This is a genomic window from Micromonospora chalcea (assembly GCF_028768405.1).
Lineage (GTDB): Bacteria > Actinomycetota > Actinomycetes > Mycobacteriales > Micromonosporaceae > Micromonospora > Micromonospora chalcea.
Map to the genome: position 1 here is coordinate 4,710,931 of NZ_CP118233.1, position 13,570 is coordinate 4,724,500.

Below are 13,570 nucleotides of genomic sequence, written 5' to 3' on the forward strand. Positions count from 1 at the left end.
GGTCCGGCCGCCGCCGTCAGGTCGTGCGCGTCAGTTCTGGCGTGTCGGTGGCGTGCTCGGTAGCAGCCCGCCACCGCCGCCACCACCGCCGGGGCGTCCGCCGCCACCGGGTAGCCCGCCCCCGCCGGGGTTACCACCCTGGTCGCCGCCGCCGGGGTTGCCGCCGCCGGGCGTACCGCCGGGGCAGAACAGGCCCAGCGGGTCGCAGCCCGGTCCGCCCGGCTGGCCCGGCTCGTTCGCCGGCGGCGGCGGGGCCTCGCCGTTGCCGGCGTCGTCCTTGCCGACGTTCGCCGCGGGCGGGAACTCTTCCTTGTCCTTGCCCTTGAGCGCGTCGTCCATGAAGCGCTTGAAGATGTCACCCGGCATCCGGGCGCCGCTGATGTCCCGGCCGTCCTTGTACTGGATCGGCTTGCGGTCCTTGACGTTGCCGACCCATACCGCGGTGGCGAGTTGCGGCGTGTAGCCGATCATCCAGGCGTCGCCGTTGCGGGTGGTCTTGTCGCCGAGTTCCCAGGTGCCGGTCTTCTCGGCCACCTGACGGCCGTCGTCGAGCCGCTTGTTGATCTGGGCCGGGTACTGCTTGAGCACGGAGGTGACGTCGGCGACGATGTCCTTGTCGATCCGCTGCTGCCCCTTGAGCTTCTCCGCGCCGACCAGGTCCCACTTACCCGTGTCCGGGTTCTGCTTCTCCACCTTCCGGATGAAGTGCGCCTTGTGGTACATGCCCTGGTTCGCGAACGTGGCGACGCCGTTGGCGTGGTCGAGCACCGTGATCGGGTACTGGCCGTACCCGAGGACGTGGAAGAACGGCGACGGTGCCAGGTCCTTCGGGTCGGCCTTGGTCAGGTCGTGCGCCTTGGCCGGGTTGGTGTCGGTCTGCCACATCGTGGTGACGCCGGCCTGCTTGGCCATGTCGAGCACCTTGTCCGGGCCGATCTGCTCGGTGATGTAGTAGAACGGCACGTTCAGCGACTTCAGCGTCGACAGTTCGAGCGTGCAGGAGTCACCGCAGGAAACCTTGTCCGCGCCGGCGTTGCTGACCTTGAACTTGGTGCCCTTCGGCGTGAAGGCCGTGCCCTTCCACCGGGACTTGAGCGAGATGCCTTCCTTGAGCGCCGCGGCGAGCGTGTAGATCTTGAAGCTCGAACCCGGTGAGTGGCCACCGCTCACGACGCCGTTGTCGACGTTCTTTCCGGCGTAGTCGGTGCCGGTGCCGTTGTCACCGCCGTAGTAGGCGAGCACGCGGCCGGTCTTCGGGTCGATCGCCACCACGGCGGCCATCAGGTTCGACCGCTGGCCGGCGAGTTCGGAGCCCTTCCTGGCCCGCTGGGCCGCGTCGAGCGCCGCCTCCTGCATCTTCCGGTTGATCGTGGTGGTGATCCTGTAGCCGCCGCGGCTGAGCGCCTTGGCGCACAGCGGCTTCTTGTCCGTCACCTCGGCCTCGTTGTCGGTGCAGAGCTTCATCTCGCGCAGTTCCTGCGAGACGTAGTTGACGACGTTGCCGTACGGGGTGTCGATGCCGTAGCCACCAGCGCTGCTCTTCGACGGCTTCTGGATGTTCTTCGGGTACTCGGTGGGGTGCTGCGGCGTGTTCGGCGCGTCCAGCCACTTCTCCGTGATCATGCCGTTGATCACATAGTTCCACCGGTCGACGGCGGCCTGCGCGTTGATGGCCGGGTCGTAGCCCTTGTGCGTGGCGCTGGGCTCCGGCTGCTTGATCAGGGCGGCGAGCACCGCGGCCTCGGCGACGTTCAGGTCCTTGACGTTCTTGGCGAAGTACGTCTGCGCCGCCGACTGGATGCCGTAGGCGCCCCGGCCGAAGTAGATGACGTTCAGGTAGTGCTGCATGATCACGCGCTTGTCGTACTTGTCGTTCAGCTTGGAGGCGAGGATCGCCTCCTTCACCTTGCGGCCGTACGTGTCCTGGTCCAGGTGGTCGAACGCGTTGCGCGCGTACTGCTGGGTGATGGTCGAGGCGCCCTGCTTGTCGCCGCCGGTGAGGTTGTTCCACGCGGCCCGCGTGATGCCCTTGTAGTCCACACCGGAGTGCTTGTAGAAGTTCCGGTCCTCCGCCGCGGCCACCGCGTGCTGGACGTGCTCCGGAATCTGGTCGATGGTGACGAGCTGGCGGTTCTGGTCACCGATCCGCGCGAAGGCCTTGCCGCTCGAGTCCAAGATCGTGGTGGACAGCGGCGGGATCGTGTCCTCCGGGAGCACCACCTTGGTGGAGTACCAGGTGAAGCTCACCACGCCGATGCCGGCGAGCATGATGAACACGGCGAAGCCGGCGATCAGCATGTTGATCCGGCGGCGCTTCTTCGCGCGCGCCGGGTCCTCGCCGCGACCGCCCCGGCCGGGGCCGGTCGGGCCGCCGGGACCGCCGGGACCGCCACCGGCGGAGCCGGGCACCCGGGCGCGGCCGCCCACCGCCGCCGCGCCGACGCTCGCCCGGGCGCCGACGCTCGCGCGCCCGCCCACGCTCGCCGCCCCCACGCTCGCCGCGCCGACCGCGGCACGTCCGGCCGGAGCGGCCGGGGAGACCGGAACCGACGCCCGTCCGGCGCCCGCGCGCCCGGAGGCGCCGGGTGCCGGCGAGACGGGCACCGAGGCGCGGCCGCCCGCGCCGGCCCGGCCCACCGAGGCCGAGCCCGATGCCGGGCGCGGCGCCGGAGCGGCGCCACCGACCGAGGCCCGGCCGCCCGAGCCGTACGGTGCCGCGGAGGCGCGCGCCGAGGCGCCGCCGTCCGGGGAGCCGGACCAACCGTTCCCGCCCTGGTTCCACTCGGAACCGGGGTCGCCGTTCGGGCCCGGGATCTGGGCCCGCCCACGCGAAGAACTGGGATCGCCGTAGTTCATTCCTCACACCCTGCCGGTCGCGGTGGGGCGCGGGGGCGCCGCCACCGGGTTGCCGTGAGCTGGAACACGGGACGTTACCCGCCGGCCGTGCCCGCGGTTGCCCGTCAAATCCGATCTATTCGGACTAATTACGTCTAAGGGCTGTCGATTCCGCCACCCGGGGAATGGGCCGGCAGAGATCGGGACAGCCACGTTCACCGTTGCGCCTCTCGCCTTCGCCGAGGGGTGGAGCCGTTGGCCGCGACGGAATCCTCCGCGCCCTCCGCCTCGCCCGCGAGACCGTCCCGGCCGAGCAGGAACTGCTCGACGAGATGGTTCCAGTCGCAGCCGGGGCAGACCTCCACCACGAACACCTGGAACTCACGCAGCGTCATGGCCAGGACGGGCAACTCGGCCCGGGTACGCGCCTGGCCGGCCGACTGCTTGAGTTCGTCACCGTAAATGTAGTGGACGTGGATCAGGTTCTCGCTGCGGCAGATCGGGCAGCGGTGATCGGTCGGCTCGCCGTGGAAGCGCGCAGCGTTCTTCAGGTACGGCGAGGCGTCGCAGACGTCGTACGTGCCGATCCGCCCGGCGAGCAGTTCACGCAGCACCGCCCGCTTCTGGAGCGAGTAGTCGACGACCTGGCGCTGCGTACGCATGCGGCAAAGGGTACGCGCTCCGACGAACCCAGGCGACCATGGTCACGATGCGTGATGATCGCGTCGCGTAAGACAGGGTTTGCCCCGTACATCGGCGTCCGCTAACGTGCGATGTATCGGTCCGATACATCGCGGTGGTTAGTGCTCCGCGCAGGGGGAAAGAAGGGATGGCCCGTGCTCGAGCTCGCCATCCTCGGCCTCCTGCAGGAGGCGCCGATGCACGGCTACGAACTGCGCAAGGAGCTGACCGCCAAGCTCGGCGCCATCCGGGCGGCGATCAGCTACGGCTCGCTCTACCCGACCCTGCGCCGGCTGCAGGCGGCGGGATGGATCACCGAAGCCGCTGAGACACCCGCGACCGCCGAGGAGGTTCCCGCGCTGACCAGCCGACGTGGTCGGGTGGTCTACACCATTACCGCGGAGGGCAAGGAACGCTTCGCCCAGCTGATAGCGCAGGCTGGACCCGAGACGTACGACGACACGGGCTTCGGGGTGCACTTCGCGTTCTTCGCCCGGACCGACCAGGCCACCCGGCTCCGGATCCTGGAAGGTCGTCGTCGCAAGATCGAGGAACGTCGCGAAGGTCTTCGTGACGTGCTCGGCCGGGCAGCCGAGCGACTCGACGCGTACACCCTGGAACTGCAACGCCACGGGCTCGACGCCTGTGAGCGCGAAGTCCGCTGGCTGGAGGAGCTCATCGCCAACGAGCGCTCCGGCCGGGCCCCGGCCGACCCGCGAACCGGGACGGCCGACGGCCGACGAGACAACGACAGCCCGCCCACGCCTGGAACGTCCAGGACAGAGCGGCCGTGATGAAGAAGAAGGAGGCAGACGCTATGGGCTCCGTCCGCGTCGCCATCGTCGGTGTGGGTAACTGCGCCTCGTCCCTGGTCCAGGGCGTGGAGTACTACCGGAACGCCGACCCGAACGACCGCGTCCCGGGTCTCATGCACGTCACCTTCGGCGACTACCACGTATCCGACGTGAAGTTCGTCGCGGCGTTCGACGTGGACGCCAAGAAGGTGGGCATGGACCTCGCGGAGGCGATCGTCGCCAGCGAGAACAACACGATCAAGCTGTGCGACGTGCCGCCGACCGGCGTCACCGTGCAGCGCGGCCCGACCTTCGACGGTCTCGGCCAGTACTACCGCGAGATCGTCGAGGAGTCGGACGCCAAGCCGGTCGACGTGGCGCAGGCGCTGCGCGACGCGCAGGTCGACGTGGTCGTCTCCTACCTCCCGGTGGGCTCCGAGGAGGCCGACAAGTTCTACGCCCAGGCCGCGATCGACGCCGGCTGCGCGTTCGTGAACGCCCTGCCGGTCTTCATCGCCTCCGACCCGGAGTGGGCGAAGAAGTTCACCGACGCCGGCCTGCCGATCGTCGGCGACGACATCAAGAGCCAGGTCGGCGCCACGATCGTGCACCGCGCCCTGGCGAAGCTCTTCGAGGACCGCGGGGTCGAGCTGCTGCGCACGTACCAGCTCAACTTCGGCGGCAACATGGACTTCATGAACATGCTGGAGCGCAACCGCCTGGTGTCGAAGAAGATCTCGAAGACCCAGTCGGTGACCTCCCAGATCCCGCACGAGATGCAGAAGAGCGACGTGCACATCGGCCCGTCCGACCACGTGCCGTGGCTGGACGACCGCAAGTGGGCGTACATCCGCCTGGAGGGCCGTTCCTTCGGCGACACCCCGCTCAACGCGGAGCTGAAGCTCGAGGTGTGGGACTCGCCGAACTCGGCCGGTGTCATCATCGACGCCGTCCGGGCCGCGAAGATCGCGCTGGACCGGAAGATCGGTGGCCCGATCCTCTCCGCCTCCTCGTACTTCATGAAGTCCCCGCCGGAGCAGTACGCCGACCACGACGCGCACGCCGCCGTCGAGGCGTTCATCGCCGGCGAGATCGAGCGCTGACGCGCTGAAACGCTGAAGAAGGAAGGCCGGGTCCGCGCGGACCCGGCCTTCCTTCTTCGGGTACGTCAGGACCAGGCGCGCCGCAGCGCCACGGCCGCCTCCAGCTCCAGCAGCGTCACCTTGCGCGGCAGCCCGCCGCCGAAGCCGACCAGCTTGCCGCCCGCGCCGACGATCCGGTGACAGGGCACGATCACCGGCACCGGATTGCGGTTGCAGGCCACCCCGACCGCCCGCGCGCCGCCCGGGTCGCCGACCGCCTTCGCCACCTCGCCGTAGGTCTTCGTCTCCCCGTACGGGATGCCTGTCATCTCCCGCCAGACCGCGCGTTCGAACTCCGAGCCGCGCGGGGCCGACACCGGCACCGTGAACTCGGTCAGCTCACCGGCGAAGTACGCCCGCAGCTCCGTCACCGCCAGCCGGGCCACCGCGTCGCCGGGCTCGTCGGCCGCCCCGTCCACCCGGCCGAAGTGCGCGCCGCGCACCGCGTCGTCGTCGGTGCCGACGGAGAACTCCCCGATCGGTGAGTCGAGCACTGTCCAGCGCATGCCACCCATTGTCGCGCGACGGGCAAAGATTTCCCCGCCCCGGGCGTCTGGAGATGCGGAGGTGGACGGTGGCAGAGGTCGACGGGGAGTTCACCGCGTTCGTCAACGAGCGGGGAGCGGCCCTGCTGCGGGTCGCCTACGCGCTGGCCGGCAGCCAGCACGCGGCGGAGGATCTGCTGCAGAACGCGCTGGCCAAGGCGTACGTCCGGTGGCCCCGGATCCACGGCGACGCGGAGCCGTACGTGAAACGGATCCTCTACCACGACCAGGTCTCCGGCTGGCGGCGGCGGGCGCGGCGCGCGGAGGTGCCGGTGGCCGAACTGCCGGAGCGACCGGCCGCCGGCGACGACAGCGACCTGCGGCTGCTGGTGCGGGACGCGCTGCGGACACTGCCGCCGCGCCAGCGGGCCGTGCTCACCCTGCGCTACCTGGAGGACCTGAGCGTCGAGCAGACAGCCGCGCTGCTCGGCTGCCGCCCCGGCACCGTGGCCAGCCAGAGCACCAAGGCGCTGGCCCGTCTCCGGAAGCTGGTGCCGGGGCTGGACGGGCTGACGAACCGGACGGAGGTGACCCGATGAGCACGTCGCTGGACGAGACGCTGCGGACAGCCGTACACGATCTCGCCGACGGCGCCGCGCCCGCGCCGGACCTGGCGTGGCGCGCGCTCGGCCGGGGCCGCAGGCTGCGCCGCCGACGGCGGGTGGGCACCGCCGCTGCCGCGCTCGTCGCCGTGGTCGCGGTGGCGCTGCCGTTCGTCCTGCTCCGGCCGCGTCCCGCCCCGCCGCCGACCGCGCCGCCGGTCACCGTCGACCCGTCGCCTGTCATCAGGTCGGCGCCCGGACCGGACTGGGCGGACGGGCCGCTGGTGCTGCCCGGCGACTGGGTGGTCACCGGCACGCAGGCGAGGGCGGGCGCCGCCGGGCCGTCGTACCTGCTCGACCGGGGACGCGGCCGGTACTTCGGCAACGGCCGCTACGACGCCGTCCTGCCCGCGCCCACCGGCTCGCTGGTGGCGGTCTGGGACGACGACCGGCCCCGGCAGGTCGGCCTGGTCGACGTGGTCCGGGGCACCACCCGCTGGTACGAGCCGGGCCGCGCGCTGGGCTCGCCGAACTGGTCGCCGGACGGCCGCAGCCTGCTGTTCACCAGTAACCGGGTCGGTCACCCTGGGTTCGTCGTGCTCGACGTGGACGGCACCGTCCGCTCCCACGCTGTCGACACCGGCCGCTACCCCTGCACCGATTCCTGCCCCTTCCTGTGGAGCCGGGACGGGCGGGAGGTGCTGCTACCGCAGACCGACCCGAGCGGTCCCCGGTCCGAGGCGGTCCGGCACCCCCGCCGGGGCGTGCAGTTCTTCGCCGCCGACAGCGGCCGGCCCACCCGGTTCGAGCCGCTGCCGGGCGACCCGGCCGGGCCGTGGGCGTGGTCACCGGACGGGCGGCTGGTGGTGGTGCAGGGGCAGAAGGAGCCGCTGCTCGTGGAGGCGGCGACCGGCCGGGTGGTGAACCCGTTGCCGGTGGCCGACGTCGTCTGGGTCGGCGACGACCGCCTGCTCTACCGGCGGCCGTACGGGTCGCGGGACTTCGTGCTCGCCGACACCACCGGCCGCGAACTCGTGCGTCAGCCGCTGCCGGAGGACCTCGCCCTCGCCGAGGTGACGATCGCGCCGCGCTGACCCGGCGCTGAACCTCTGCTGGACGTAGTGGATGTTGCACGGCGTCGATACCGTGCAGGTCATGGCCACCGGGACGCTCATCTTCCTGATCATCGGCGGGGTCGGTGTGGGCGTGCTGACGCTCGCCCTGCTCGGCTCGGGAGTGCTCCACCTCGGCCAGCCGGACGTCGACGGGCCGGTGTCGCTGGAGGCGGCCGCCGGGTTCACCGGCGCGTTCGGCTTCGGCGCCGCGATCGTCAACGAGCTGCTCGGCGGGCGTACCCCCGGGATGATCGCGGCGGCGGTGGCCGGCGGCGCGCTCGCCGCCGTGCCCACCGGCTGGCTGGCGGCCCGGCTCAGTCGCGCGGCCCGCAACATGCGCACCGACGCCACCCCCACCCGCGACCACCTGGCCGGCGCGATCGGCCTGGTGGTGACGCCGATCCCCAGCGGCGGCTACGGCGAGGTGCGGGTACGCCTCGCCGGCCAGCCGGTGAAGCTCAACGCCCGCGCCGACGGGCCGATCCCGGTCGGCACCCGGATCTTCGTGGTCGAAGCACTGAGCGAGACCAGCGTGCACGTCGAGACCTACTGACACCAACAGACGGGAATGCCCATGCCCCTGCTCGTCGCCATCGGCGGCGCGGTCCTCCTCGCCGTCGTCCTCGTCCTCTTCGTGTTGTCCCGGATCAAGGTGGCCGGGCCGAACCAGGCGTTCATCGTCACCGGCCGCAAGGGCCGCACCACCCAGACCGCCGACGGAGCCCGCTCCACCGACATGTCCGGGCAGAAGGTCGTGCTCGGCGCCTCGGTGTTCGTCCTGCCGGTGGTGCAGAAGCTCCAGTCGCTCGACCTGTCCAGCCGCCGGATCGACGTCAGCATCCGCGGCGCGGTGAGCAAGCAGGGCATCCGCACCGAGCTGCACGGCGTCGCGATCGTCAAGGTCGGCGGCACCGAGGACGCGATCCGCGCCGCCGCCCAGCGTTTCCTGAACCAGCAGGAGGAGATCGACAACTTCACCCGCGAGGTGCTCGCCGGCGCGCTCCGCTCGATCGTCGGGCGGCTCACCGTCGAGGAGATCATCCGGGACCGGGCGGCGTTCGCCAGCGCGGTCGCCGAGGAGGCCGAGCACTCGATGACCAACCAGGGCCTGGTGCTGGACACGTTCCAGCTCCAGGACATCCTGGCCGAGGGCTCCTACCTGCAGGACCTGGGCCGGCCGGAGGCGGCCCGGGTGCTCAAGGACGCGGCCATCGCCGAGGCGCGGGCCCGCCAGCAGGCCGAGCAGGAGCGGCTGCTCGCCGAGGAGGCGATCGCCGAGGCGAACCGGAACCTGGCGCTCAAGCAGGCCGGCATCCAGGCCGAGATCGACGCGGCCAAGGCGAAGTCGGCGGCGGCCGGGCCGCTCGCCCAGGCCGAGCGGGACCAGGCGATCCTCTCCGAGCAGCAGAAGGTGGCCGAGCGCAACGCCGAGCTGAAGCAGCGCCAGCTCGACACCGAGGTGCGCAAGCCGGCCGACGCGGCCCGGTACAAGGTGGAGCAGGAGGCCGAGGCGAACCGCAACGCGGCGGTGCTCAACGCCGACGCGCAACGGCAGGCGACCATCGCCGCCGCGCAGGCCGCCGCCGAGCAGGCCCGCCTCACCGGTGAGGGCGAGCGGGCCCGCCGGGCCGCGCTGGCCGAGGCGAACGCGATCGAGGGCGCCAAGGAGGGCGAGGCGGAGCAGCGCCGGCGTTCCGCGATCGCCGAGGCGGTCGAGCGGGAGGGCCAGGCCGAGGCGGCGGCCATCCTCGCCAAGGGTCAGGCCGAGGCCGACGCGATGGCCCGCAAGGCCGAGGCGTTCGCCGCGTACGGCGAGGCGGCCGTCCTGGACCTGCTGGTCAAGGTGCTGCCCGAGGTGGTCGGCGCGGCCAGCGCCCCGATCGGCGCGATCGACAAGATGACGGTGATCTCCACCGACGGCGCGTCGTCGCTGACCAAGTCGGTGGCCGGGAACGTCGCCCAGGGTCTCCAGCTGGGCAGCGACCTCACCGGCATCGACCTGGCCGGGCTGCTGGCGCGGCTGGGCAGCAGCGCGCAGAACAACGGCAAGAGCACTGTGGACGGCAGCACCGTCGACGCGTGACGAACGACGGCGCCCGCCGGGTCTCCCCTCGGGGAGCCGGCGGGCGCCGTTTCGGTGTGGCGGGTCAGAGCGCGGCGAAGACGAACTTCTCGCCGGTGCTCAGGCCCAGGGTCTCGCTGTTCCAGTCGATGACGCGGCTGGCGATGAGCTGGCTGCCCCCGGTCGCGCCGGCGGTGACCGCCTTGCCGTTGGCGTTCGCCCGCAGGTAGACCGAGCCGTCGGTGTTGTAGTCGAGGAAGTCGAAGACCTCCCAGGCGTCGATCACGGTGGCCTTCGCGATCAGCGCCCGGTTGCCGCCGGCGTCCGCCGTGACGAACTGGTTGTTCGCCAGCGCGCGCAGGGCGAAGAACCCGTCGCCCACGCTGACGACCTCGTACCGCTCCCAGGCCCCGACGGTCGCGGCCCGGGCGATCAGGGGCCGGGTGCCGCCGCTCTCGGTGGTCACGTAGTTGCCGTTTGCCACCGCCTTGATGCCGACCACCGGGGGCGCCGCGTCGAAGTCGAACTTCTCCGCCGCGCCGATGGTGGTCTTGCTGGCGATCAGCGGGTTGGTGGTGTTCGAGGCGGTGACGTACTTGCCGTTTGTGACGGCCTTCAGACTGACCGAGCCGTCGGTGTTCGTGACGATCTGGAACTTCTCCCAGTCGCCGATCGCGGCGGACCGGGCGATCAGCGGACGGTTGCCGCCGCTCTCGGCGGTGACGAACAGGTTGTTCGTGACGGCACGCAGGCCGTAGTAGCCGTTGCCGGCGTCCACCACGTCGTACCGCTCCCAGGCGCCGACCTCGGTGCCGCGCGCGATCAGCGGCCGGTTGCCGCCGCTCTCCGCCGTCACGTACAGGCCGTTGCCGCGGGCCTTGAGGCCGTACGACTCGCGCGCCACCACCGCGTCGCCGACGTGCAGCAGCCGGTCGGGCGAGCCCATGATGTCGTGCACCGCGCCGCTGACGCTCGTGCCCACGACCGAGTCGCGCACCTGCTGCGGGGTCCAGCCCGGGTGTGCCTCCAGCACCAGCGCCGCGGCGCCCGCCACGTGCGGGGAGGCCATCGACGTGCCGTTCATCGTCTCCGTGCCGGTGGCGGTGCCGGCCTTGGCCGAGACGATGCCGGTGCCCGGCGCGAAGGTGTCCAGGCAGGTGCCGTAGTTGGAGAACCAGGCCCGGAAGTCGATCTGGTCGGTGGCGCCGACGGTGATGGCCGCCGGCACCCGCGCCGGTGACTCGCCGCAGGCGTCCTGCATGCTGTTGCCGGCCGCGACGGCGTAGGTGATGCCGGAGGCGATGGAGCGGGCGACCGCGTCGTTCACCGCCTGGTCGATGCCCCCGAAGCCGAGGCTCATGTTGGCCACCGACGGCCCGGTGGCGTGCGAGGTGACCCAGTCGATGCCGGCGAGCACCTGTTCGCTGCTGCCGCCGCCGTCGCAGTCGAGCACACGTACGGCGACGAGCGCGACGTCCTTGGCGACCCCGTACTTCGTGCCGCCGATCGTGCCGGCCACGTGCGTGCCGTGGCCGTCGCAGTCCTGCGCCACGTCGTCGGACTCCACCGCGTCGTAGCCGTTGCGGGCCCGGCCGCCGAAGTCCTCGTGGTCGATGTCGATTCCGGTGTCGATGACGTAGGCGGTCACTCCGGCGCCGGTCGCCGGGTAGGTGTACCGGCCGTCGGTCTTCGTCCGCGACTGGTCGATCCGGTCCAGCCCCCACGGCGGGGTGGTCTGGGTGCCGGTGGCCTGGTAGCGCTGGACCTGCTGCACGTAGGCGACGGCCGGGTCCGCGGCGAGGCGCTCCGCCTGCCGGCGGTCCATGCTGGCGGAGTAGCCGGACAGCGCCTTGCCGAACACCCGACGTACGGAGCCGCCGTGCTCGCCGGCGAGGGCCGACGCGGTGGACTTCACCTTGGCGGGACCGGCCTTGCCGTCCTTGAGGACGACGATGTAGCGGCCGGGTACCGCCGCGGCGGTGTCGGCGCCCCGGACCGGGGCACGCTTCGGGCCGGCCGGGTCGGCCGAGGCGGCGCCGCCGGTGGCGGCGCAGATGATGGAGGTCGCGGAGGTGAGGGCAAGCCCCACCAGCGCGGAGCGGCGCAGCGCGCCATGACGTGACACTGAATGCTCTCCCCGTGTCCAGCGGCCGTCCCTTCGGGACGGGCGGATGTGATCAGGACAGCCGTACCCGTCGATCCGGGTGGCTGATGATGACCATCATCATGCGTGAGACATCGACCGATGCACGTCAACCTTTCGGTCGACACGCCGCCGTATCGTCGTGGAGCTTCCCCGCGCGGGGAGGTCAGCCGATGATGCCCTCGTCGCGGGCCCAGCGCAGCAGCGCCGCCTCGGCCTCGTCGCGGTCCAGCGGCCCGCGCTCCAGGCGCAGCTCCTTGAGGTGCTGCCAGGCACGGCCGACCACCGGTCCCGGCGGTACGCCGAGCAACTCCATGATCGCGTTGCCGTCCAGGTCGGGCCGCACCCGGGCCAGGTCCTCCTCGGCGGCGATCCGGGCGATCCGCTCCTCCAGCGCGTCGTAGTCGGCCGCGAGCTGCGCGGCCTTGCGCCGGTTGCGGGTGGTGCAGTCGGAACGGGTCAGCTTGTGCAGGCGGGACAGCAGGTCGCCGGCGTCGGTGACGTACCGGCGCACCGCCGAGTCGGTCCACTCGCCCCGGCCGTACCCGTAGAAGCGCAGGTGCAGGCCGACCAGCTTGACCACCTGGGAGGTGATCTCCTTGGAGTAGCGCATCGCCTTCATCCGGGCCTTGGTCAGCCGGGCCCCGACCACCTCGTGGTGGTGGAAGCTGACCCGGCCGTCCGCGCCGACCGCCTTGGTGGCCGGCTTGCCGACGTCGTGCATCAGCGCGGCCATCCGCAGCACGAAGTCGCAGCCGTCGGACTCCAGTGACATGGCGTTGCTGACCACTGTGAGCGTGTGCTCGTAGACGTCCTTGTGCTGGGCGTGCTCGTCGATGGTGAGCTTCAGGCCGGTCAGCTCGGGCAGGAAGCGCTCGGCCAGGCCGGTGTCGACGAGCAGCCGCAGCCCGGTGATCGGGTCGGCGCCGCAGAGCAGCTTGGTGAACTCGTCCCGGATCCGTTCCGCGGTGATCCGGTCCAGGTCGCCGGCCATCTCGGTCATCGCGGCGCGGACGTCCGGGTGAACGGCGAAGCGGAGCTGGGCGGCGAACCGGGCCGCGCGCAGCATCCGCAGGGGGTCGTCGCGGAACGACTCCTGCGGCGTGCCGGGGGTACGGATGATCTTGGCGGCCAGGTCGGCCAGCCCGCCGTACGGGTCGGTGAACCGGTGGTCGGGCAGGCTGACCGCCATCGCGTTGACGGTGAAGTCGCGGCGCTTCAGGTCTTCGACCAGGCTGGTGCCGTACTGCACCACCGGGTTACGGCTGACCTGGTCGTAGACCTCGGCCCGGAAGGTGGTGATCTCCAGGTTGAGGCCGTCGCGCTGGCAGGCGATGGTGCCGAACTCACGCCCGGTCTCCCAGATCGACTCCGCCCAGCCACGGATGACCTTGACCGTCTCGTCTGGGTGGGCGTCGGTGCAGAAGTCGAGGTCGTTGCCGAGCCGGCCGAGCAGCGCGTCGCGGACGGATCCGCCCACCAGGTGCAGTTCGTGACCGGCCTGGGCGAAGCGCCGGCCCAGCTCGTCGGCGACCGGTGAGACTCGGAGCAGTTCGGCGACGGCGTTGCGCTGCGCGGCGGTCAGCTCGCGGCGGTCGGCGGCGTGGGAGGCGGAGGCTTCGGACATGGGATCGCCAGCCTATCGGGCCGAGGGTGGATCGACCGCGCCGGGCGCGGGTAACGGGCGGAGGTTGACTAAGGTTCCGGTTGG

General features: G+C 71.5%; 11 protein-coding genes. 6 read left to right on the top strand and 5 right to left on the bottom strand.

Annotation, left to right across the window (positions count from 1 at the left end):
- Positions 1 to 30 precede the first annotated feature (30 nt).
- Both PVK74_RS20910 and PVK74_RS20915 read right to left on the bottom strand, forming a co-directional pair.
- On the bottom strand, positions 31 to 2,856 hold the full coding sequence (locus tag PVK74_RS20910; protein ID WP_064448060.1) for a transglycosylase domain-containing protein: 2,826 nt from the start codon (positions 2,854 to 2,856) through the stop codon (positions 31 to 33).
- Between the two features lie 194 nt (positions 2,857 to 3,050).
- Positions 3,051 to 3,497, bottom strand: coding sequence for a DUF5318 domain-containing protein (locus tag PVK74_RS20915; protein ID WP_043327699.1), 447 nt, complete (start codon positions 3,495 to 3,497; stop codon positions 3,051 to 3,053).
- A 174-nt stretch (positions 3,498 to 3,671) separates the two neighbouring features.
- Between PVK74_RS20915 and PVK74_RS20920 the strand changes: the two genes are divergently transcribed.
- Both PVK74_RS20920 and PVK74_RS20925 read left to right on the top strand, forming a co-directional pair.
- Positions 3,672 to 4,310, top strand: a complete 639-nt coding sequence (locus tag PVK74_RS20920) for a PadR family transcriptional regulator (RefSeq protein ID WP_030499481.1) — start codon at positions 3,672 to 3,674, stop codon at positions 4,308 to 4,310.
- A gap of 23 nt (positions 4,311 to 4,333) precedes the next feature.
- Positions 4,334 to 5,413: an inositol-3-phosphate synthase gene (locus PVK74_RS20925; protein WP_030499482.1), complete on the top strand. Its 1,080-nt coding sequence runs from the start codon at positions 4,334 to 4,336 to the stop codon at positions 5,411 to 5,413.
- Positions 5,414 to 5,478: 65 nt separating this feature from the next.
- Here PVK74_RS20925 and PVK74_RS20930 read toward each other — a convergent pair whose 3' ends face one another.
- Positions 5,479 to 5,958, bottom strand: a complete 480-nt coding sequence (locus tag PVK74_RS20930; RefSeq protein ID WP_043327698.1) for a methylated-DNA--[protein]-cysteine S-methyltransferase — start codon at positions 5,956 to 5,958, stop codon at positions 5,479 to 5,481.
- Positions 5,959 to 6,026: 68 nt separating this feature from the next.
- Between PVK74_RS20930 and PVK74_RS20935 the strand changes: the two genes are divergently transcribed.
- Genes PVK74_RS20935 through PVK74_RS20950 form a run of 4 tightly spaced genes read left to right on the top strand, consistent with a single transcriptional unit; the run spans position 6,027 to position 9,737 of the window.
- Positions 6,027 to 6,536 (top strand): SigE family RNA polymerase sigma factor, encoded by a 510-nt coding sequence (locus PVK74_RS20935; protein WP_369799317.1) that lies wholly within the window; start codon positions 6,027 to 6,029, stop codon positions 6,534 to 6,536.
- The gene (locus PVK74_RS20940) at positions 6,533 to 7,633 is read left to right on the top strand and encodes a TolB family protein (RefSeq protein ID WP_043327697.1); all 1,101 of its coding nucleotides are present in this window, start codon (positions 6,533 to 6,535) and stop codon (positions 7,631 to 7,633) included. The genes PVK74_RS20935 and PVK74_RS20940 overlap by 4 nt, the downstream gene beginning before the upstream one ends.
- Before the next feature lie 31 nt (positions 7,634 to 7,664).
- Entirely contained in the window at positions 7,665 to 8,207 is a 543-nt protein-coding gene (locus PVK74_RS20945; protein WP_043327696.1) for an NfeD family protein, read from the top strand.
- 21 nt (positions 8,208 to 8,228) lie between these two features.
- On the top strand, positions 8,229 to 9,737 hold the full coding sequence (locus PVK74_RS20950) for a flotillin family protein (RefSeq protein ID WP_043327695.1): 1,509 nt from the start codon (positions 8,229 to 8,231) through the stop codon (positions 9,735 to 9,737).
- A gap of 64 nt (positions 9,738 to 9,801) precedes the next feature.
- Here the strand turns inward: PVK74_RS20950 and PVK74_RS20955 are convergent, their stop codons facing one another.
- Together PVK74_RS20955 and PVK74_RS20960 are read right to left on the bottom strand one after the other, a co-directional pair.
- Positions 9,802 to 11,841: a S8 family serine peptidase gene (locus PVK74_RS20955; RefSeq protein ID WP_043327694.1), complete on the bottom strand. Its 2,040-nt coding sequence runs from the start codon at positions 11,839 to 11,841 to the stop codon at positions 9,802 to 9,804.
- Positions 11,842 to 12,025: 184 nt separating this feature from the next.
- The gene (locus PVK74_RS20960) at positions 12,026 to 13,486 is read right to left on the bottom strand and encodes a CCA tRNA nucleotidyltransferase (RefSeq protein WP_043327693.1); all 1,461 of its coding nucleotides are present in this window, start codon (positions 13,484 to 13,486) and stop codon (positions 12,026 to 12,028) included.
- Positions 13,487 to 13,570 lie beyond the last annotated feature (84 nt).

What these genes read in the sequence shown, in the direction of transcription:
- PVK74_RS20910 (WP_064448060.1), bottom strand. Translation starts at nt 2,856, where the DNA reads ATGAACTACGGCGATCCCAGTTCTTCGCGTGGGCGGGCCCAGATCCCG.
- PVK74_RS20915 (WP_043327699.1), bottom strand. Translation starts at nt 3,497, where the DNA reads ATGCGTACGCAGCGCCAGGTCGTCGACTACTCGCTCCAGAAGCGGGCG.
- PVK74_RS20925 (WP_030499482.1), top strand. Translation starts at nt 4,334, where the DNA reads ATGGGCTCCGTCCGCGTCGCCATCGTCGGTGTGGGTAACTGCGCCTCG.
- PVK74_RS20930 (WP_043327698.1), bottom strand. Translation starts at nt 5,958, where the DNA reads ATGCGCTGGACAGTGCTCGACTCACCGATCGGGGAGTTCTCCGTCGGC.
- PVK74_RS20940 (WP_043327697.1), top strand. Translation starts at nt 6,533, where the DNA reads ATGAGCACGTCGCTGGACGAGACGCTGCGGACAGCCGTACACGATCTC.
- PVK74_RS20945 (WP_043327696.1), top strand. Translation starts at nt 7,665, where the DNA reads ATGTTGCACGGCGTCGATACCGTGCAGGTCATGGCCACCGGGACGCTC.
- PVK74_RS20950 (WP_043327695.1), top strand. Translation starts at nt 8,229, where the DNA reads ATGCCCCTGCTCGTCGCCATCGGCGGCGCGGTCCTCCTCGCCGTCGTC.
- PVK74_RS20960 (WP_043327693.1), bottom strand. Translation starts at nt 13,486, where the DNA reads ATGTCCGAAGCCTCCGCCTCCCACGCCGCCGACCGCCGCGAGCTGACC.